Raw genomic sequence first — 19,779 nt, forward strand, 5'->3', positions numbered from 1 at the left:
CCTCAGCGCCGGCGGGCGTCCTGCAGGCGCTGTGCGAAGGGCCGTTGTTCGAGCGCCACCAGTGCTTTGCGCAGCACCTGCTCCAACGACTGCCCCAGATCGGCATCGAGGCTGCGTGCCGCCACTGCGGTGGCCTGCCATTGCGCCTGCAGCACAGGCATCGCGCGCTGCGCGCGCGGGCTCAACTGCAGGATGCGTTCGCGCCCGTCGTCACCATTGGCAGTGTGCAGCCAACCATCGCGCACCATCGCCGCCACGGTCTGGCTGAGCGCCGAATGGCTGAGCCCGCAGGCCAGCGCGAGGTCCTTGATCCGGCAGGGGCCCTGCGCCATCAGCGTGCGCAGCACCGGCGTGTAGCGCGGCCGGTAGTCCAGTTGCAGGTGCCGGTAGGCCTGCTCGACGGCCGGGTCCAGCTGGTCCAGCAGTGCGCGCAGCAGGGTACCCAGCGTGGCGTGTTGGAGATCCATGAGCGGGATGATATATAAGCGCTTATATATCCTCAATGCGGGGTGGATGATGGCGGTCTCCTGGATGCTCGGCGCGCTGCTGGCGACGGCCTGCCCGGCGCAGGATGCGGTGCTGCAGGCGGCCGCCAGCGCCGTGCAGGCGCAGTACCTGGACGAGGCGGAGGCCGCCCGCATCGCCGATGCCCTGCGCAGCTGGTCGGCGCAGCAGCGGTATGCGGACAGCTGTTCGGATCCTGCTGCGTTCAGCGCACGCCTGAACCAGGACCTGGACATGTTCGATGGCCACTTCCACGTTGAGCGCGTGGACGCAGCTGCCGGCCAGGACGACTGGTTGATGGCCTGGCGTGCCGATGCCCGCAGCAATGGTGCCGGTGTGCGCGAGGTGCGGGTGCTGGAAGGCAACATTGGCTACCTGCGGTTGAGTACTTTTTACCCGCTGGATCTGGCGCGGCCGAAGTTCGCTGCGGCCTTCACGCTGCTGGCCGACACCGATGGCCTGGTGCTGGATCTGCGCCAGAACGGGGGAGGCGACGATGCAAGTGCCGACCTGCTGGTGCGCACGCTGCTGGACGCGAAGATCGGCGCGGTGCAGCAGCTGGACCAGCGTGGCCGGCGCACGCCGGTACCGCTGCCGCCTGCCAGCCTGCCTGTGTACCTGAAGCCGCTGGTGGTGCTGATCGACCGGCGTACCGGTTCGGCGGCCGAGTTCGTCGCCTATTCGCTGCAGGCCCTGGGCCGCGCGCGCATTGTCGGCACGCGCAGTGGCGGTGCCGCGCATATGTTTGGTGATCCTGTGCTGCTGCCCGATGGCTATCAGATCAGCATTCCCGACCGGCAACCGATCAATCTGCGCACCGGCGGCAACTGGGAAGGCACCGGCGTGAGGCCTGATGTGGCCGGCGGCGACGATCCGCTGTTCATCGCGCGGCAACTGCTGGCGCCTGCGAAGTCGTCAAGATGAACGCACGATTGCATGGCTGTCCTATCGCAGATGCGCGAATGCATGCCTAGAATCGAAGCATCCCGGTAGTTCCCGGGCGCTTCGAGTGAATGGACTCAATGAAGATTCTGTTGACCGGCAGTTCCGGGCGCATCGGGCGCGCGATCTTCGGTGCGTTGGCGGCCGCCCACGAAGTGGTGGGGCTGGACCGCAGCCCGTTCGCCACCACGCGCATCATTGCCGATGTCACCGATCGCCAGGCGGTCACGCGTGCGGTGCAGGGCGTGGACGCGGTCATCCATACCGCGGCCCTGCATGCTCCGCATGTCGGCCTGGTGCCGGACGCGGTATTCCAGCAGATCAACGTGGAGGCAACCGCGCACCTGCTGCAGGCCGCACGCGAAGCCGGCGCACGGCGTTTCGTGCTGACCAGCACCACCGCGCTGTACGGCCATGCCGTGGTAGCCGGTGGCTGCCGTTGGATCGATGAAGACACCGAGCCGCTGCCGCGCACGATCTACCACCGCACCAAGTTGCAGGCCGAGACCCTGGCTGAAGCTGCCGCCACGCCGGGCTTCAGCGTTCGCGTGCTGCGCATGGGCCGGTGCTTCCCGGAACCGCCCGAGCGCATGGCGATGTTCCGCCTGCATCGCGGCATCGACGCCCGCGATGTGGCCAGCGCACACGCTGCACTGCTGCTCGACGAAGGCGCCCGATTCGCCCGCTATCTCGCCTGCGCACCGACGCCGTTCCGGCGCGAGGACTGCCTGGAACTGGCCACCCACCCGCGCAGCGTGCTGGCCCGTCGCGCGCCGCAGCTGCTGGCCGAGTTCGAACGCCGTGGCTGGCCGCTGCCATTGAGCATCGACCGTGTCTACGACAGTGCCCGCCTGCGCAGTGAGCTGGGCTGGCAACCGTGCTTCGGGCCGGACGACGTGCTGCAGCAGTATGCCGTCGGCAGCATCGAGGTACTGCCGCGCGCGCAGTGGATCAAGGACCGCGTGGCCGAGTGAGGCCATCGCGACGGACGGGTGGCTGACCCGACCCTGAGCAGATTCAGGAATGTGCAGGCCGGTCGCCTCAACCTCGTTGGCGGGCGGCCGCTAACCCGGTGCGCTTCCAGCGCCGGGCCCGCCCGGCGGCCGGTGGCCTGCGCGACGGATCGCGCGCCTGCGCGGTGCCTTCGTGGTGCCGGTCGTCCTGAACTGCCTTGCGGACCCTCCCATGCCTTCTTCCCGTTCCGCCGCTGCCCGCCGCCCGGGCAGCATCGCCCACAAGCTGATGCTGGGCACCGCCGCGATCGCGCTGCTGTGCTTCGGCCTGACCGCGTTCCTGATCTACCGACAGGCCAGCGCCAGCCTTATCAGCGCCTCGCGCCAGACCATGACCAGCGAGGCGACCGCTGAGGCGCGCCAGGTGGCGGCCGATCTGGGCACCGCCTTTGCCAGCAACGATGCCATGGTTGAAGGCGTGCTGGCCCAGCGCGCCCGTGGTGACGTGCCCGACCGCGCCAGCCTGGCGGCGGTGCTGGGCGAGCAGCTGCGCGCCCATCCCGAATGGCTGGGCAAGAGCACCATGTGGGAGCCCGATGCCTTCGACGGCAAGGATGCCGAGTTCGTCAACACCGAGGCGCACGATGCCACCGGCCGCTACATGAGCTACTGGGCCTGGCAGGAGGGCAAGCCGCAGCAGTCGGTGATGACCGATTACACCGAGACCGCCAGCGGTTCCGGTGACTGGTACATGGTGCCCAGCCGCGACAAGCTGCCGAAAGTGAGCGAACCGTATGCCTATGACATCGCCGGGCAGCAGGTGCTGATGAGTACGCTGAGCACGCCGATCATCGAGAACGACAGGTTCCTCGGTGTGTTCACCGTCGACTTCTCGCTGGCAGCGTTGCAGAAGCACCTGGCCACGCTGCAGCCGATGGGGGCCGGCCGCGTCGAACTGCTGTCGCCGAAGGGCGTGGTGCTGGCCTCGGCCAATGCCGCCGAAATCGGCAAGCCTCGCAACGACGCACTGACCCGCAGCATGCTGGCCGAGATCGCCGCCGACCGCCCCTTCGAGGCCTTCAGCCCCGATGCGGCCGGCAACGTGCGCGTGTATGTGCCGCTGCGCGTGGGCGATGCCCCGCAGCGCTTCGCGCTGGGCGTGGTGATGCCGCATGCGGTGATCGTGGCCGAAGCGCGCCAGCTGCTGTGGCTGACCCTGCTGGTCGGCGTGATCGCCGCGCTGACCCTCAGCGCCGGTGTCTACATACTGCTGCGCCGCCTGGCGATCCGCCCGCTGGCCGAAGCGGTGCGCGTGGCCGGTGACGTCGCCGCCGGCAAGCTGGACAGCATCCTGCCTGCGCGCAGCAACGACGAAGTGGGGCGCCTGCTGGACGCGATGCAGGGCATGCGCGGCCAGCTGCAGGCGGTGATGGCTGCGCAGGCCGAAATGGCGCGCCGCCACGATGCCGGTGAACTCAGCTACCGCATGGATGCCGCGGCGTTCCCGGGCGAGTACGGCCGCATGGTGGCCGACAGCAACCAGCTGGTGGCCTCCAGCAACGCGATCACCCATCGCCTGGTTGAAGTGATGCAGCGCTATGCCGTCGGCGACCTCAGCGTGGACATGGAAGCACTGCCGGGCGAGAAGGCGGTGTTCACCGCTGCGATGGCGACCACCAAGCGCAACCTGGCCGCGATCAACGAGCAGATCCAGCAGCTTGCCGCTGCGGCCGCCGCCGGTGACTTCGCCGTGCGCGGTGATGCACTGCGCTTCGACCACGATTTCCGCCGCATGGTGGAGACCCTCAACACCATGATGGAAGTCAGCGACCACAACCTGGCCGCACTGTCGACGCTGCTGCGCGCGATCGCCGGCGGTGACCTCAGTACCCGCATGCAGGGTGACTTCCATGGGGTATTTGCGGTGATGCGCGACGATGCCAACAGCACCGTGCAGCACCTGACCCAGATCGTCGGCCAGATCCAGCAGTCGGCAGCCAGCATCCGCCTGGCCGCCGGTGAGATCGCTGCCGGCAACAGCGACCTGTCGCGCCGTACCGAACAGCAGGCTGCCAACCTGGAAGAAACCGCCGCGTCGATGGAAGAACTGACCTCCACCGTGCGCCAGAACGCCGACCACGCGCTGCAGGCCAACGCGCTGGCCGGTTCCGCGGCGGGCGTGGCCAGCGAAGGCGGCCAGGTGGTCAGCCAGGTGGTGCACACCATGGAGCAGATCGAGGCGTCTTCGCAGCGCATCGCCGAGATCATCTCGGTGATCGATGGCATTGCGTTCCAGACCAACATCCTGGCGTTGAACGCGGCAGTGGAAGCGGCGCGCGCCGGTGAGCAGGGCCGTGGCTTCGCCGTGGTTGCCAGTGAAGTGCGCGCGTTGGCGCAGCGTTCGGCGGGTGCTGCGAAGGAGATCAAGGAGCTGATCGACGCCTCGGTGGCCCAGGTCGGTGCCGGTGCGCAGCTGGTGCACGGCGCGGGGCGCACCATGCAGGACATCGTCGGTCAGGTCGGTCGGGTCAACGAGATCATGGCCGAGATCTCGGCCGCGTCGCGCGAACAATCGGCCGGCATCGAGCAGGTCAACCAGACTGTGGTGCAGATGGACGAAACCACCCAGCAGAACGCCGCGCTGGTGGAGGAAGCCAGTGCCGCCGCGCGCGCGATGGAGGAGCAGGCCGAGCAGCTGGCAGTGGCGGTGTCGCGCTTCCGCCTGCAGGCCGAGCCGGCGGCCGTGGCACGCCGCGCGGCCTGATCGCGCAAATGAAGACGCCCGGCGGGGGCCGGGCGTCGGTTGCGTCCTTGCCGCGCATCCCTGCGCCGGTCTGATGGCTTAGAACATTCCTTCAAACGGGTTCCAGCTGGCGCGACCTTCCACCTTCTCCAGGTAGTAGCTGTAGTTGGTGCTGGAGGCGACCAGCAGATTCATCGCGATGAACAGCATGCGCCCGACGACGTCGGGAAGGAACATGCTGACGATGGCCAGCGCGATGTTGATGCCGATGACCACCAGCGCCTTGCGCCACATGCCCAGGATCAACAGGTAGATCGCACCGAAGAACAACGCGAAGAAGTTCAGGTTGATCTTCAGGCGGTCACCGAACGACAGCGCCTTCCAGGCCTGCTTGAAACCGGGATTCTTGGGCGCGCCATGCTGGCGGAAGAAGTTGAAGCGGAACTGCCACTTCGGGCTGAACTGAGACAGGTCAGTGGTATTCATTTGGGGGAAACATCCCTGTGAGAAAACGTTTTCATGATAAGGCAAGTCCTATTCAGGATCCAAGGGCTGCCGTCAAAAATGTGACGCGTGCCGTGTTCCACGTGCTGCGGCCGGGTGCCGCACCGTCACCCGCCCGCCTTGTTTTTAGGATAGGGTGCGCAGTTCCGCTGCCGCCCCGGTTGGACCCGTGCGGCGGCGGGATGTCCATGGAGGTTGCATGACCACACCTGCTACACCGGAAAACGCACCGGGACCGGTGCTCCTGCCGACACCTGAAGTGGTGCAGGCACAACAACTGCTCGCACGCCAGCAACTGGCGGTGGCGATGGACCGTGCGCGCACGGCCGCCACGCGGGACGCGGCACCGGCCGCGCTGGAAAGCGAGTAACCCGCAATACCGTCGATCGCGCTGGCATGTCGCCAGCGCGATCACGGCGCGTGCCGCCGGTCAGAAGCGCGCGGTCATGCTGAGGAAGTAGCTGCGCCCGGCGACGAAGTAGTCGGTGGAGCCTTCCGCATACAGCTTCTTGTCGGCCAGGTTGCTGACGCCACCGCGCAGGGTCAGCACCTCGTTGAGGTTCCATGCCACGGTCAGGTCATACAGGGTGTAGGCCTTGAGGAAGGTCGTGGCGGTGCCGGTCTGCCTGCCGGTGTACTGCGCCGACAGGCTGCCGGAGAACACCGTATTCGGCGACCAGTCCAGCGACGAGTAGCCGGAGAATTCCGGCGTATCGATCAGGTTGCGGCCGGTGGTCAGGTTCCTGGCTTCCTTCATCCAGGTCGCCGAGGTGCGCCAGCGCCACTGCTCGCCGAAGCGGACGTTGAAGTTGCCTTCCATGCCGCTGGTGCGCGCGCGCTGCACGTTGCTCATGCGCGTCCACCAGATGCCGTTGAAGCGGCCCAGCGGTGCGTATTCGATCTTGTTCCGGAAGTCGGTGTGGAAGTAGGTCACGCCAACATCGATCAGGTCATTGTCGAAGCTGATGCCGATCTCGCGGTTGGTGCTGGTTTCCGGATCCAGGTCCGGGTTGCCGGCCATGTAGCACCCGCCGCGGGTATACCCCAGCGGGATCAGCGAGGTGCAGCCACGGCCGCCGGACTGGGTGGCAGCGGTGGCCGAATTCTCGGTCAGGCTGGGCGCACGGAACCCCTTGGAGACGCCACCGCGGATGGTCCACTGTTCGGCCGGATGCCAGACCAGGTACGCACGCGGGCTGACGTGGCCGCCGAACTTCTCATGGTGGTCCAGGCGCGCGCCCACGGTCAGGGCCAGGGTGCGGTGCAGCTTCAGTTCGTCTTCGACAAACAGCGCCCAGGTATCCACTTCCAGGCTGGAGCCGCTGACGGCGTTGCCGGCGTAGTCGATCGGCGCGCGGCCGATGGTATCGGTGTTGGTCAGTTCCTGGCGCTTCCACTGCCCACCCACGGCAAACTGGTGTTCAACGCCCAGGGTGAACGGCGTGGTCAGGCTGCCTTCGATGATCGTGTCGGTGGCCTCTGAGCGGCCGGTGGCGCCGATGTCGTTCTTGTATTCGGTCCAGTACGCGCTGAGCCTGGAGGTGCCGAAGCTCCACGTGCCATCGTGGTTGAGCGCCAGCGAGCTGCGCTTGAGCTCACTGGCTCCCCAGGCGCCTTCGTCCTGCTTTTCCAGCGACGCATCGATGAAGGCCTGCTGCACGCCATGGCCGGCTTCCAGCGACAGTTCCTGTGCGTCGCTCAGCTTCCACTGCAGCAGCGCATCGACAGTGCGGTCCTTCTCGCCGGCGTAGGCATTGCCGTAGACACCGTGGTTGGACTGGTCCGAATCACGGCGCATGCTGTTGGCACCGATGCGCAGGCCGAAGCGTTCGCCCAGCGGGCCGGAGAAGGTCGCGCCGATCTGCTGGGTATCGCCGCGCTTGCCATCACCGGGACGGGTGTAGCTGTGGGTGGCGCTGCCGTTCCATTCGTCGCCGATGCGCCGGGTGATGATGTTGATCACCCCGCCCATGGCGTCGGAGCCGTACAGCGAGGACATCGGCCCACGCACCACTTCGATGCGTTCGATCTGGTCGGGCGAGATCCAGTTCAGGTCCTGGCGGCCGAGGTCGGGGCGGTAGTTGGTCGCGGCCGAGCTGCCCATGCGCTTGCCGTCCACCAGCACCAGCGTGTAGTTGGACGGCATGCCGCGCAGCTTGATCTTGGACTGTTCGCCGACGGCGCTGAGGCCGCCGGTCACGCCCGGCACGCGGCTGAGCAGGGTGGCCAGGTCGGGAACCGGCTGGCGCTCGATGTCCTCACGGCTGATCACGCTGATGCTGGCCGGGGCATCCTTGATCCATTGCTGGCTGCCCGAGGCGGTGACCACCACGGTATCCAGATCCTTGGTGGAGGCATCGGCGCCGGCCTCTGCAGCGGCCAGGCCTGGCAGGGCCAGCAGGCAGGCGGAGGCCAGGGCAGGGGCCAGGCGGGTGCGCGGCAGGCGCGCGGAACGGGAACGGGACGATGGGGACATGGCGGCTTCCATGGGAGGTGGGGTGACCCGGTGGAAGCAGCAGGCGCAGGCAGACAGCAGGCAGCCACCCTTCCGTGGGTCGTCGGTGCGCGCGGTGTGGACCGGCGCAGCTGGGTGGGTCGCGGCCGTGCGGGAAGACGGTGACCTGCCTGGTTAATGAAATGATAACCGTTCGCGTTTGATACGATCCAGTACCCGGGGCGATGCAATGACATCTGGCCATCCCCCGACGTGATCGCCTGCTATTTGCTGAATGGGGATAAATCCCGGCGTAGGCCTTCGCACCCGGCTTACATCCAGCGCCCTAGACTGGGCCGCATTTTCGATTCCGCCCCGTTGGAGATCGTGTGGGTTCCGGTAGTGACAGACATCGACTGTGCGGCCTGAAGCCGACACAGTCTGGACAAGTGCGGGCGCCGGGAAAGCGCGCCGGGAACCTTGGTGCATGCAGCCCGGCCGGGATGGCCGGCCGTGCCGACGGCGCGGAGTAGGCGGCGATGGGGGTGCAGACCATCCATGCGGAAGCAGAAACGCCCCGGCTCGACGCCGGCTGGGCGCTGCTGCCCGCTGAATCGCCGTTGCAGATGCCCGAACAGACCCTGCGCGAAGGTGCACTGAAGGTCCGGCGGCATCGCACGTCGCCGCGCCTGATCGGCCTGCGCCGGCTGTACATCTTCGGTGGCACGCTCGGCATGACCGCCGTGGCCACGCGGATGATGTGGCGGGTGCTGTCGGCCAATGGCATCAGCGTGCTCGAAGCCTGCCTGCTGGTGCTGTTCGTTGGCCTGTTTGCCTGGATCGCGCTGTCTTTCGCCAGCGCCCTGGCCGGCTTCCTGACCGCCGTGTTCGACCGTGGCTATCGCCTCGGCATCGACCCGGACAAGCCGCTGCCGACCGTGCACAGCCGCACCGCGCTGCTGATGCCGACCTACAACGAAGACCCGCGCCGCCTGCTGGCGGGCCTGCAGGCGATCTACGAGTCGGTGGCGGCCACCGGCCAGCTCGGCCGATTCGATTTCTTCGTGCTCAGCGATACCCGTCGCGAGGACATCGCCGCTGCCGAGGAGCGGGTGTTCGGCGAGCTGCGCGAGCGGGTGCCGGACGGGCAGATCCGCCTGTTCTACCGCCGCCGTGGTGACAACAGCGGGCGCAAGGCCGGCAACATCGCCGACTGGGTCCGTCGCTTCGGCGGTGCCTACCCGCAGATGCTGATCCTCGACGCCGACAGCCTGATGACCGGCGACAGCATCGTGCGCCTGGTGGCCGGCATGGAGCACAACGCCGACGTCGGCCTGATCCAGACCCTGCCGTCGGTGATCGGCGGCCGCACCCTGTTCGCACGCATGCAGCAGTTCGGTGGCCGCGTGTACGGGCCGGTGATCGCCCGTGGCGTGGCCTGGTGGCATGGCGCCGAGAGCAACTACTGGGGCCACAACGCCATCATCCGTACCCGCGCCTTCGCCGACCACGCCGGCCTGCCGGCGCTGCCGGGGCGCAAGCCGTTCGGCGGCCACGTGCTCAGCCATGACTTCGTCGAAGCAGCGTTGATGCGCCGTGGCGGCTGGGCCGCGCACATGGTGCCCTACCTCGGTGGCAGCTATGAAGAGGGCCCGCCGACGCTGACCGATCTGCTGGTACGCGACCGCCGCTGGTGCCAGGGCAACCTGCAGCACGGCAAGGTCGTGGGCAGCCGCGGCCTGCACTGGATCAGCCGCACGCACATGCTGATCGGCATCGGCCACTATTTCACCGCACCGATGTGGGCAATGCTGATGCTGATCGGCATCGCCATCCCGCTGTTCCAGGAGGGCATCGACTTCAATGCCCTGCTGCACCTGTCGCCCAGCGTGTACTGGCGCGCACAGGACGAAGAGCAGGTGGTGCGCCTGTTCGCCGCCACGATGGCGGTACTGCTGCTGCCCAAGGTGCTGGGCTATCTGGCGATGCTGCTGGACCCGGTCGACCGCCGCGGCTGCGGCGGTGCGATCCGTGCCTTCGTGTCGATGCTGGTGGAGACCGTGCTGGCCGCGCTGATGGCGCCGGTGGTGATGTACGTGCAGTCGCGGGGCGTGGCCGAAGTGTTGTCCGGCCGCGATTCCGGCTGGGATGCGCAGCAGCGTGACGACGGCGGCATCTCGTGGCTGGCACTGATCCGCGGCTACGGTGGCCTGGGTGTGTTCGGCGCCTTCATGGGCGTGCTGGCCTGGGCCGTGTCGCCGTCGCTGGCGGCGTGGATGGCGCCGGTGGTGATCGGCATGGTGTTGGCCATTCCGGTGGTGGCGCTGACCTCCTCGCGTGGTCCGGGCGCCTTCCTGCATCGCCTGGGCCTGCTGGACATTCCCGAAGAGAACATCCCGCCACCGGTACTGGTCCGCGCCGCGCAGCTGCGGCGCGAAGCGGCCGAGCAACCGCCGCTGTACTGATTGCCCCACGCCAGCGGCATAATGCGGCTCGAACTTGAAGGAGCCGCATCATGCTGCAAACGGTGGAACAGGAAACCGGCGCCTCGCCGCAGTGGTCGGTGATCTGGCTGCACGGCCTCGGCGCCGATGGCCATGATTTCGCGCCGATCGTGCCGGAGCTGGTGCGGCCGCACTGGCCGGCGCTGCGCTTCGTGTTCCCGCACGCACCGGTGCGGCCGATCACGATCAACAACGGCGTGCCCATGCGCGGCTGGTACGACATCGTCGGCATGGACTTCCGGTCGCGTGCCGACATGGCCGGCGTGCAGGAATCGGTGGTGCAGCTGGACGCGCTGATCGCGCGCGAGATCGAGCGTGGCGTCGCGGCGGAGAAGATCTTCCTGGCCGGCTTCTCGCAGGGTGGTGCGATCATCCTGACTGCTGCGCTGTCGCGCACCGCGCCACTGGCCGGCCTGATCGCCCTGTCCACCTATCTGCCCGAGGCCGACAGTGCCACGCGCGTTGAAGGCGCGGTGCAGGTGCCGGTGTTCATGGCCCATGGCAGTGGCGACCCGGTGATCCCGCAGGCCGTCGCCGCCCACAGCGCACAGGCGCTGCGTACGCTGGGCCTGGACGTGGCGTGGCACAGCTACCCGATGGCCCACCAGGTCTGTGCCGAGGAAATCCAGGCACTGGGTGACTGGCTGCAGGAACGGCTGGGCGCGGCCTGAGCCATGCCCCTGGCCAGCCCATCGCCGTGGATGCCGGAACTGTGCCGCCTGCCGCGGCTGGCGGCGATGCTGGGCCTGGCCGAGCTGGTGGTGGTGGTGCTGGCCCTGGCCCCGGATGGCAGCCGCCACTGGACCGTTGGCGAGCTGCTGTCGGCCAGCGGCTTCGCGCTGTGGCTGGCGCTGGCCGTGACCGCCAGCCTGTGCCTGCTGCGGCAGGCGCTGTCCAGGCTGCCGCAGGTGATGGGGGCGGTCGCTGCCATCGCACTGGCGGCCCTGATCGCGGTCGTCTGCGCCGGCATCGTGCACGCGCTGTACGCGGTGCTGGGTGACAGCTTCGCCAACGGCATCAGCTTCTGGCGCTTCACCCTCGGCAGCGCCGCCACCACCGCGCTGATCACCGCGCTGGCGCTGCGCTACTTCTATGTCAGCGACCGCTGGGCCGCGCAGGTGCAGGCCAATGCACGCGCCCAGGCCGATGCGCTGCAGGCGCGCATCCGCCCGCATTTCCTGTTCAACAGCATGAACCTCATCGCCAGCCTGCTGCATCGGGACCCGGCGGTGGCCGAGCGTGCCGTGCTCGACCTGTCCGATCTGTTCCGTGCTGCGCTCGGTGCAGGCGAGGGCGATTCCACCCTGCGCGACGAATGCGAACTGGCCGAGCGCTACCTGTCGATCGAATCGCTGCGCCTGGGCGAACGCCTGCAGGTGCGCTGGCAGCGTGACGAGCCGCTGCCGTGGGACCTGCCATTGCCAAGGCTGGTACTGCAGCCGCTGGTGGAAAACGCCGTGCTGCATGGCATTTCGCGCCTGCCCGAGGGCGGCACCATCGAGCTGCAGCTGCTGCGCGAGGGCAACGATCTGCAGATCCGCGTGCGCAATCCCGCGCCTGATCCGCAGGCGCCCGGGCTGGCCCTGGCGCGGGGGGCCGGCCATGCCCAGCACAGCATCGGCCATCGGCTGGCCTGGCGCTTTGGCAGTGCCGCGCGGATGACGGCTGGCTGGAGCGAGGGCTACTATGCCTGCCAGGTGACAGTGCCGATCCAGTGAGGGGACGATCGTGAGGGTAGTCATCGCCGATGACGAACCACTGGCGCGTGAGCGCCTGCGCAGCCTGTTGGCCGCACAGGACGGCGTGGACGTGGTGGCCGAGGCCGGCAACGGCGAGCAGGCCCTGCACGCGTGCGCGGAGCTGCAGCCGGACCTGGTCCTGCTGGACATCGCAATGCCTGGGCTGGACGGCCTGGAAGCAGCCCGCCACCTGGCCAGCTTCGAACCGCGGCCGGCGGTGGTGTTCTGCACTGCCTACGATGCGCATGCGCTGTCGGCCTTCGAAGCGGCAGCCATCGATTACCTGATGAAGCCGGTGCGCGCCGAACGCCTGGCAGCGGCGATTGCACGGGCACGCACGTTCCTGGCCGGTCGCGATGGCCAGCCGCAGGCGCACAGCGGGCAGCAGGCACGCAGCGTACTGTGCGCACGCCTGCGCGGCAGCCTGCGGCTGATTCCGCTGGACGACATCCACTACCTGCAGGCCGAAGAGAAGTACGTGGTGGTGCACCACGCGCGCGGCGAGGACCTGATCGAGGAATCGCTGAAGTCGCTGGAGGAAGAGTTCGCCAGCCGCTTCATCCGCATCCATCGCAACTGCCTGGTGGCGCGGCACGAGCTGGTGGAGCTGCGCCGCGGCTCCGGCGGGCAGGTGCAGGCGGTGCTGCGGCATGGGAGGCAGCCGCTGGAAGTCAGCCGCCGCTGTGTGGCGACGCTGAAGCAGGAACTGCGGCATCTGTGAGTGGTCCCGCGCGGCCTGCGGCCGCGACTGCTTACAGATCAACATCAACATCAACATCAAGATCAACAGCAGGTTGGCCGGCTCGTTGTTCTTACGTGCTGGGTCGGGCCGGGGTGGGGTGGCGGGACACGCTGCAAGTACATCCATGTAAGCTCGATGGCGCCATCCATGGCGCCAACGGTCCCGCCGCCCCACCCCGGCCCAACCCTCACATTCGTCCAGCGTCGGACGGCAAAGGCATTGTTGTTATCGGGCGGGGGAAGAGGGGTCAGATCCCTTTTCCTGTGGAAAAGGGATCTGACCCCGGAAGCCGTCGGCTGTTGCCTTTGCTTCTGCACTCTTTTTTTTGATCTTCCGTGGCTGGCGCACACGGAAACTGTCAGGGGCCGGGGCGGTGGGGTCATGCGGGGTGTCCGCGGCATGGGCCCGAGGCATGCCTCGGGCGGGTTGGGCAGGACGCCCAACCCCGGTCTTGCCGTGTGCGCAGGACAGCGCACACGAGCAAGCCGCGGCCAAGCCCCCAGGGATGGGTTCACGGCGTCCCCGCATGACCCCACCGCCCCGGCCAAGCACGGCTTCTGCTTTGATAGCACCAGCCACGAGGGGCTCCGCCGTTGGCCGTATCCGCGCCGAAGGCGCGATAATGACCGGATGGAAACCGTCCGCATCGCCACCCGCAAGAGCCCGCTCGCCCTCTGGCAAAGCGAACACGTCGCCAACCGCCTGCGCCAGGCCCATCCCGGGCTGCATGTGGAACTGGTGCCGATGAGCACCCGCGGTGACGAGGTGCTCGACCGCTCGCTGGCCGCCATCGGTGGCAAGGGCCTGTTCCTGAAGGAGCTGGAGCTGGCCATGCTGCGCGGTGAGGCCGACTGCGCCGTGCACTCGCTGAAGGATGTGCCGATGGAACTGGACGAACCCTTCGCGCTGCCGGCGATGCTGACCCGCCACGATCCAGCCGATGGTTTCGTCTCCAACCTGTACGCCTCGCTGGACGCGCTGCCGATCGGTGCGCGGGTCGGCACCTCATCGCTGCGCCGCCAGGCCCAGCTGCGCGCGCTGCGCCCGGATCTGGAATTGCTGGACCTGCGCGGCAACGTCAACACCCGCCTGGCCAAGCTCGACAATGGTGGTTACGACGCCATCGTGCTGGCCGTGGCCGGCCTGGAGCGCCTGGGCCTGGGCGGGCGCATCGTCGCGCGCCTGCAGCCGCCGCAGTGGCTGCCGGCACCGGCGCAGGGCGCGGTGGCGGTGGAGTGCGACGGTGGCAATACGCGCCTGATGGCGCTGTTCGCCACGCTTGATGACGCCGCTACGCGCGCCTGCGTGGAAGCCGAGCGGGCGATGAACCGCGCGCTGCATGGCAGCTGCCACGTGCCGGTGGCGGCCATCGCGCAGTGGCAGGGCGACGACCTGCACCTGCAGGGCCTGGTCGGCAGTGCCAGCGATGGTCGTGCGGTGCGCGCCGAGGCGGTGGGACCGGCCCGGGATCCGGAGGCGCTGGGCCAGCGCGTGGCGAAGATGCTGCTGGAAGCCGGTGCCGGCGAACTGCTGAACGTCTGAGCTACCGCCGGTAGTGCCGGCCGCTGGCCGGCAACCGCGTGCCCCAGTTGAATGCAGTTGCCGGCCAGCGGCCGGCACTACCGGAAGAAGAACGGGCGCCCTGGGCGCCCGTTCTGCTTACTTGAACTTGTAGACCACGTTCATCGTGGTCAGCGTATCGGTCTTGCGCTTGTCCTCGGCCACGTCACTGTTGTAGCGCGCCTGCCAGCCGGCCTTCAGTGCCAGGTGCTCGTTCATGCTCACCGAGACACCGAAGTCGTTCTGGCCGAAGGTGTTGTACGAACCGGATTCGACCAGCAGCGTGTTGACCAGGTCGGTGTTGTCAGTCAGCGAATACTTCATGTCGAACAGGCCACGGCCGATCAGGCCGGTGCGGGTGCGGTCGTCCTCGGTGCTGTGGGTGCGGCGCACACCGGGGCCGATCTGCGCGTCGAACGAGAAGCGCTCGGTGTTCCACAGGCGGGTGCCGTAACCCAGACCGAACGAGCTCTGGCGGTCGTAGGTGGCGAAGTCGTCGCGTTCCGTACGCACCGTCGCGGTCAGCTGGCGGTGTTCGCCCAGCTGCAGCGCGCTGCCGGCACTGCCGGTGTAGCGGTTGGCGGTGGTGTTGTTGCGGCGGGTGGTGGTGCCGTCGTCGTTGGTTTCGGTCACCTTGGAGCTGGAGCGCAGGCCGAACAGGTCCATGCTGTGCACCCAGTCACCGTCGGTGTAGCGCAGGCGCAGACGGCCGTTGAAGCTCTCGGTGCTGCTGTTGCCGCGTGCCGAGGCAAAGCCGAGCTCGCCGCCGCTGCCGCTCCACGGCGAGGACATCGCCGCCAGTTCGGAGGCATCCTGTGCGTATGCGAGCGGCGCACACAGCAGCAGGGGGATCAGCAGGGACACGCGCAGGGACATCGAGGCTTCTCCGGAACGGTTGACAGCCGGTGATGATACTGGAAGCGTGATGGCGGTCCGAATCGATCCAATGCGCGCTTCAGCGAACGTTGGCGCGGTCGCCTATTCAGGGCAGATCGACGCGCACCTCAGGGTCGTTGAAGCGCGAATAGCGCAGGCGCAGCTGGAAGCTGCGGCCATTGCTGCTGCCGCTGCGTACGATCTGGCGTGGCAGGCCCTGGGCATCCACCCAGTACTCCAGGCGTTCCCCGGGCTTGGCACCGCGCAGCCGGTAGTGCCGGGTCTGCACCCCGTCCAGCGACTGGCTGCCGAGATCTTCGGCCTTCAGTTCGGCGGGCAGGGCATCGGCGGGCAGCGGGTTGCGCCATTGCTCGAGCAGGCCGGGCGGGGTCGGCACCTGGCGGATCGCGCCGTCGGCCTGCAGGAACATGGTGTCGCCGATGATGGTCTGCGGCCCCGCCGGCGTCTCCACCCGGAAACGATCGGGCGCGACGAAGTCCATGCCGCTGCGTACCGGCTGCGGCGCGCCCAGCACCTCCAGTTCGGCGTGGAAGCTGCGCAGGGCCGCGAAACGCTGGCTGGCGCCCAGCACCGCCTGCGTCGGATCGGCGACGGGTACCGGGGGCTCGGCGCCGGCCGGCGCCGGCGCGCGATCACAGGCGGCCAGCAGCAGGCAGGCCAGCAGGGACAGGGCAGGCAACCGGCGCATCGGGCATTCCATGGGGGTGGGGGCGACCACGATAGCCCAAACGTCCCACACAAGACCCGCGACTCGGACATAATCGGGGGTATGGACCGATACGAACGCATCACCGCCCTGCATCGTCTGCTCAAGTCCGCGCGCTATCCGGTGACGGTGGCGACCCTGCAGGACAAGCTCGGTTGTTCCCGCGCCACCGTCTACCGCGACCTGGCCTTCCTGCGCGATGCGCTGATGGCACCGATCGAGGGCGACGGCGAGGCGGGCTTCCGCTACCAGGCTGACGAGAGCGACCGTTTCGAGCTGCCCGGCCTGTGGCTCAGCTCGGAGGAGCTGCATGCCCTGCTGGCCTCGCAGCACCTGCTGGCGCGGACCGGCGGTGGTGTGCTGTCGTCGGTGCTGGCACCGCTGCAGCAACGCATCGAGAGCCTGCTGGCGGCCCAGGCCGGCGTGTCCAGCTGGCCGGTCGACCGCGTGCGGGTGATTCCGCACCGTGGCCGCAAGTTTGACGAAGGCAGCTTCCGCAGCGTCGCATCGGCCGTGCTGGAGCGCCGCCAGCTGGCGTTCGAGTACCGTGCCCGTTCCACCGACGAGCCGACCAAGCGCACCGTCTCGCCGCAGCGCCTGACCCACTATCGCGACAACTGGTACCTGGATGCCTGGGACCATGACCGCGACGCCCTGCGCAGTTTCGCGGTCGACCGCATCCACAAGGCGCGGGTGGTCGACAGCACCGCGCGCGACGTCGCCGACAGCGAGCTGGACGAGCAGCTCGGCGCCAGCTACGGCATCTTCTCTGGCGCGCCGAAGGGCTGGGCGACCATCCTGTTCAGCGCCAAGGCCGCGCGCTGGGTGGCCGACGAGCACTGGCATTCCAAGCAGCAGGGCCGCTTCCTGGCCGACGGCCGCTATGAGCTGAAGGTGCCGTACAGCGTCTCGCGCGAGCTGCTGATGGATGTGCTGCATTACGGCTCGGATGCCGAGATCGTCGAGCCCATGATGCTGCGCGAGCAGGCCAAGGCGTTGCTTGAGCTGGCCCTGAGCAACTACGAAAACTCCTGACACTCCCCCGAGAATTCAATCCCCCATGAAAAAGACCCTGTTGCTGCCCCTGCTCGCCGCTGCGCTGGCCCTGACCGCCTGCGGCAAGTCCGGCGAGCCCTCGCAGAAGCTGGTGGTGGCCGCCACGGCCGTGCCGCATGCCGAGATCCTCGAGGTGGTCAAGCCGATCCTCAAGCAGGAAGGCGTGGACCTGGACGTGCGGGTGTTCAATGACTACGTGCAGCCCAACGACCAGCTGGTGCAGAAGCAGGTGGATGCGAACTACTTCCAGACCGAGCCCTACCTGGATGCCTACAACCGCGACCGCAAGACCGACCTGGTGAAGGTGATCGGCGTGCACATCGAGCCGTTCGGTGCGTACTCGCGCAAGGTCAAGTCGCTGGCCGAGCTGCGCGAAGGCGCCGACGTGGTGATCCCGAACGATCCGAGCAACAACAGCCGCGCGCTGATCCTGCTGCACAAGGCCGGCGTGATCGAGCTGAAGGACCCGACCAACGCACTGGCGACCCAGCGCGACATCATCGCCAATCCGAAGAACCTGAAGTTCCGCGAGCTCGACTCGGCGATGCTGCCGCGCGTGCTGGACCAGGTCGACCTGGCCCTGATCAATACCAACTACGCGCTGGACGCAGGCCTCAACCCGACCCAGGATGCGCTGGCGATCGAGAGCAAGGACTCGCCGTACGTGAATTTCCTGGTCGCGCGCCCGGACAACAAGGACGACGCCCGCGTGCAGAAGCTGGCCAAGGCCCTGACCAGCCCGCAGGTGAAGGCGTTCATCGAGACCAAGTACAAGGGCGCGGTGCTGCCGGCGTTCTGACGCCAGCGCCCATTCGCCTGTAGAGCCGAGCCTATGCTCGGCTCTGCTTTTTGCGGTATCCCGCCAGCAGCAGCCGAGCATGGCTCGGCTCTACAGTGTCACTCCACGTGCCGCAGCAGGGCAGGGCATTGCCGTTTCAATCGACGTGGAAGGCGAGGGTCGCGGCCACCGCCTGCTGCCATCCCGCATACAGTTTCTCGCGCCGGGCCACCTCCATCCGTGGCTCGAAGCGCCGGTCCAGGCCCCATTGCGCGGCGATCTGTTCGCGGCTGTTCCAGAACCCCACTGCCAGGCCGGCCAGATAGGCCGCACCCAGCGCGGTGGTCTCGGTCAGTCGCGGCCGCAGCAGCGGCACACCGAGAATGTCGGCCTGGAAACCGGCCAGGAAGTCGTTGCCGATCGCACCGCCATCAGCGCGCAGCTCGGTCAGCGCGATACCCGCATCGGACTGCATCGCATCGAGTACATCGCGGGTCTGGTAGGCCATCGCTTCCAGCGCGGCGCGCACGAAGTGCGCCTTGCGGGTGCCACGGGTCAGGCCGAACATCGCACCGCGCACATCACTGCGCCAATAGGGCGCGCCGAGGCCGACGAACGCCGGCACCAGGTAGGCGCCGCCACTGTCGGGCACCTGCGCAGCCAGCGCCTGGCTGTCGCTGGCGCGTTCGATCATGCGTAGTCCATCGCGCAGCCACTGCACCACCGAGCCGGCGATGAAGATCGAACCCTCCAGCGCGTACTCCACGCGCCCGTCCAGGCCCCAGGCAATGGTGGTCAGCAGGCCGTTGCGCGACCGCACCGCCTGCGCGCCGGTGTGCATCAACATGAAGCAACCGGTGCCATAGGTGTTCTTGACCATGCCCGGCTGGAAACAAGCCTGGCCGAACAGCGCCGCCTGCTGGTCACCGGCGATGCCGGCGATGGGGATCGGGTGGTCGAAGAAGAACTGCGGCCGGGTGTGTGCGTACACCGCGCTGGAGTCGCGCACCTGCGGCAGCATCGCGCGCGGAATGTCGAGCAGGGCCAGCAGGTCGTCATCCCAGTCCAGCGTGTGGATGTTGAACAGCAGCGTGCGTGCCGCATTGCTGTAGTCAGTCACATGTGCCTGGCCACCGCTGAGGTTCCACACCAGCCAGCTGTCGATGGTGCCGAACAGCAGCTCACCACGTTCGGCGCGCTGCTGCGCACCATCCACGTGGTCGAGGATCCAGCGCACCTTGGTCGCGGAGAAATAGGCGTCGATCAGCAGCCCGGTCCGCTCGCGGATCAGTGCTTCATGCCCGTCGGACTTCAGCCGCTCGCAGATGGCGTGGCTCTGCCGCGATTGCCAGACGATGGCGTTGTGGATCGGCTGGCCGGTGGCACGGTCCCAGACCACGGTGGTTTCGCGCTGGTTGGTGATGCCCAGCGCGGCGATATGGCGTGGGTCGATCTGCCCGCGGCTGAGCAGTTCGGTCAATGTGGCATAGACGCTGGTAAGGATCTCGCGCGGGTCATGCTCGACCCAGCCGGGCTGCGGGAAGATCTGCGCGAACTCGCGCTGCGCGCTGCCGACGATGTCGCCGGCGCGGTCGAACAGGATCGCGCGCGAGCTGGTGGTGCCCTGGTCGATGGCCAGCACGTAGCGGGGCGTCATGCAGCGTCTCCAATGGCGATGGGGAAATCCTAATGCATCGATCGCGTCGCGCGCGGCTGC

The 19,779-nt window shown here is 67.9% G+C and carries 17 protein-coding genes; 11 read left to right on the forward strand and 6 right to left on the reverse strand.

Annotated elements, in window-relative coordinates; translation table 11 throughout:
* Positions 1–2 precede the first annotated feature (2 nt).
* Positions 3–467, reverse strand: a complete 465-nt coding sequence (locus ACUVWL_RS20065) for a MarR family winged helix-turn-helix transcriptional regulator (RefSeq protein WP_014648520.1) — start codon at positions 465–467, stop codon at positions 3–5.
* A gap of 49 nt (positions 468–516) precedes the next feature.
* Between ACUVWL_RS20065 and ACUVWL_RS20070 the strand changes: the two genes are divergently transcribed.
* From ACUVWL_RS20070 to ACUVWL_RS20080, 3 genes are all read left to right on the forward strand, one after another.
* Complete coding sequence (locus tag ACUVWL_RS20070) at positions 517–1,428, forward strand: S41 family peptidase (RefSeq protein ID WP_049439338.1); 912 nt, start codon at positions 517–519, stop codon at positions 1,426–1,428.
* A gap of 98 nt (positions 1,429–1,526) precedes the next feature.
* A complete protein-coding gene (locus ACUVWL_RS20075; RefSeq protein ID WP_014648518.1) occupies positions 1,527–2,420 on the forward strand; it encodes an NAD-dependent epimerase/dehydratase family protein in 894 nt (297 codons plus the stop codon).
* 211 nt (positions 2,421–2,631) lie between these two features.
* Positions 2,632–5,163: a methyl-accepting chemotaxis protein gene (locus tag ACUVWL_RS20080; protein WP_445978693.1), complete on the forward strand. Its 2,532-nt coding sequence runs from the start codon at positions 2,632–2,634 to the stop codon at positions 5,161–5,163.
* A 78-nt stretch (positions 5,164–5,241) separates the two neighbouring features.
* Here ACUVWL_RS20080 and ACUVWL_RS20085 read toward each other — a convergent pair whose 3' ends face one another.
* Complete coding sequence (locus ACUVWL_RS20085; RefSeq protein ID WP_014648516.1) at positions 5,242–5,628, reverse strand: DUF2628 domain-containing protein; 387 nt, start codon at positions 5,626–5,628, stop codon at positions 5,242–5,244.
* A 217-nt stretch (positions 5,629–5,845) separates the two neighbouring features.
* Here ACUVWL_RS20085 and ACUVWL_RS20090 point away from each other — a divergent pair, with 217 nt between their 5' ends.
* On the forward strand, positions 5,846–6,016 hold the full coding sequence (locus ACUVWL_RS20090; protein WP_005419553.1) for a hypothetical protein: 171 nt from the start codon (positions 5,846–5,848) through the stop codon (positions 6,014–6,016).
* A 60-nt stretch (positions 6,017–6,076) separates the two neighbouring features.
* Here ACUVWL_RS20090 and ACUVWL_RS20095 read toward each other — a convergent pair whose 3' ends face one another.
* Positions 6,077–8,122 carry a TonB-dependent receptor domain-containing protein gene (locus ACUVWL_RS20095; protein WP_445978694.1) on the reverse strand — a complete coding sequence of 682 codons (2,046 nt, stop codon included), beginning with the start codon at positions 8,120–8,122 and terminating at the stop codon, positions 6,077–6,079.
* Between the two features lie 497 nt (positions 8,123–8,619).
* Between ACUVWL_RS20095 and mdoH the strand changes: the two genes are divergently transcribed.
* The 5 genes from mdoH (at position 8,620) to hemC (ending at position 14,607) form a co-directional block, all read left to right on the forward strand.
* Positions 8,620–10,545 carry a glucans biosynthesis glucosyltransferase MdoH gene (gene mdoH, locus ACUVWL_RS20100; RefSeq protein ID WP_041863849.1) on the forward strand — a complete coding sequence of 642 codons (1,926 nt, stop codon included), beginning with the start codon at positions 8,620–8,622 and terminating at the stop codon, positions 10,543–10,545.
* A gap of 50 nt (positions 10,546–10,595) precedes the next feature.
* Entirely contained in the window at positions 10,596–11,255 is a 660-nt protein-coding gene (locus ACUVWL_RS20105) for an alpha/beta hydrolase (protein ID WP_014648513.1), read from the forward strand.
* A gap of 3 nt (positions 11,256–11,258) precedes the next feature.
* A complete protein-coding gene (locus ACUVWL_RS20110) occupies positions 11,259–12,302 on the forward strand; it encodes a sensor histidine kinase (protein ID WP_414615637.1) in 1,044 nt (347 codons plus the stop codon).
* Between the two features lie 10 nt (positions 12,303–12,312).
* Positions 12,313–13,044, forward strand: coding sequence for a LytR/AlgR family response regulator transcription factor (locus ACUVWL_RS20115; RefSeq protein WP_014648511.1), 732 nt, complete (start codon positions 12,313–12,315; stop codon positions 13,042–13,044).
* A gap of 651 nt (positions 13,045–13,695) precedes the next feature.
* Positions 13,696–14,607 (forward strand): hydroxymethylbilane synthase, encoded by a 912-nt coding sequence (gene hemC, locus ACUVWL_RS20120; RefSeq protein WP_014648510.1) that lies wholly within the window; start codon positions 13,696–13,698, stop codon positions 14,605–14,607.
* 117 nt (positions 14,608–14,724) lie between these two features.
* On the opposite strand, the gene ACUVWL_RS20125 is transcribed toward hemC, so the two are convergent.
* Together ACUVWL_RS20125 and ACUVWL_RS20130 are read right to left on the reverse strand one after the other, a co-directional pair.
* Entirely contained in the window at positions 14,725–15,501 is a 777-nt protein-coding gene (locus tag ACUVWL_RS20125; RefSeq protein ID WP_032961276.1) for a DUF481 domain-containing protein, read from the reverse strand.
* Positions 15,502–15,607: 106 nt separating this feature from the next.
* Entirely contained in the window at positions 15,608–16,210 is a 603-nt protein-coding gene (locus ACUVWL_RS20130) for a hypothetical protein (RefSeq protein WP_288496763.1), read from the reverse strand.
* A gap of 81 nt (positions 16,211–16,291) precedes the next feature.
* Here ACUVWL_RS20130 and ACUVWL_RS20135 point away from each other — a divergent pair, with 81 nt between their 5' ends.
* Both ACUVWL_RS20135 and ACUVWL_RS20140 read left to right on the forward strand, forming a co-directional pair.
* A complete protein-coding gene (locus ACUVWL_RS20135) occupies positions 16,292–17,263 on the forward strand; it encodes a helix-turn-helix transcriptional regulator (RefSeq protein WP_014648507.1) in 972 nt (323 codons plus the stop codon).
* A 25-nt stretch (positions 17,264–17,288) separates the two neighbouring features.
* Positions 17,289–18,083 (forward strand): MetQ/NlpA family ABC transporter substrate-binding protein, encoded by a 795-nt coding sequence (locus ACUVWL_RS20140; protein WP_014648506.1) that lies wholly within the window; start codon positions 17,289–17,291, stop codon positions 18,081–18,083.
* 136 nt (positions 18,084–18,219) lie between these two features.
* Here the strand turns inward: ACUVWL_RS20140 and glpK are convergent, their stop codons facing one another.
* The gene (gene glpK / locus ACUVWL_RS20145) at positions 18,220–19,719 is read right to left on the reverse strand and encodes a glycerol kinase GlpK (protein ID WP_046432650.1); all 1,500 of its coding nucleotides are present in this window, start codon (positions 19,717–19,719) and stop codon (positions 18,220–18,222) included.
* Positions 19,720–19,779 lie beyond the last annotated feature (60 nt).

The organism is Stenotrophomonas muris (genome assembly GCF_052751275.1).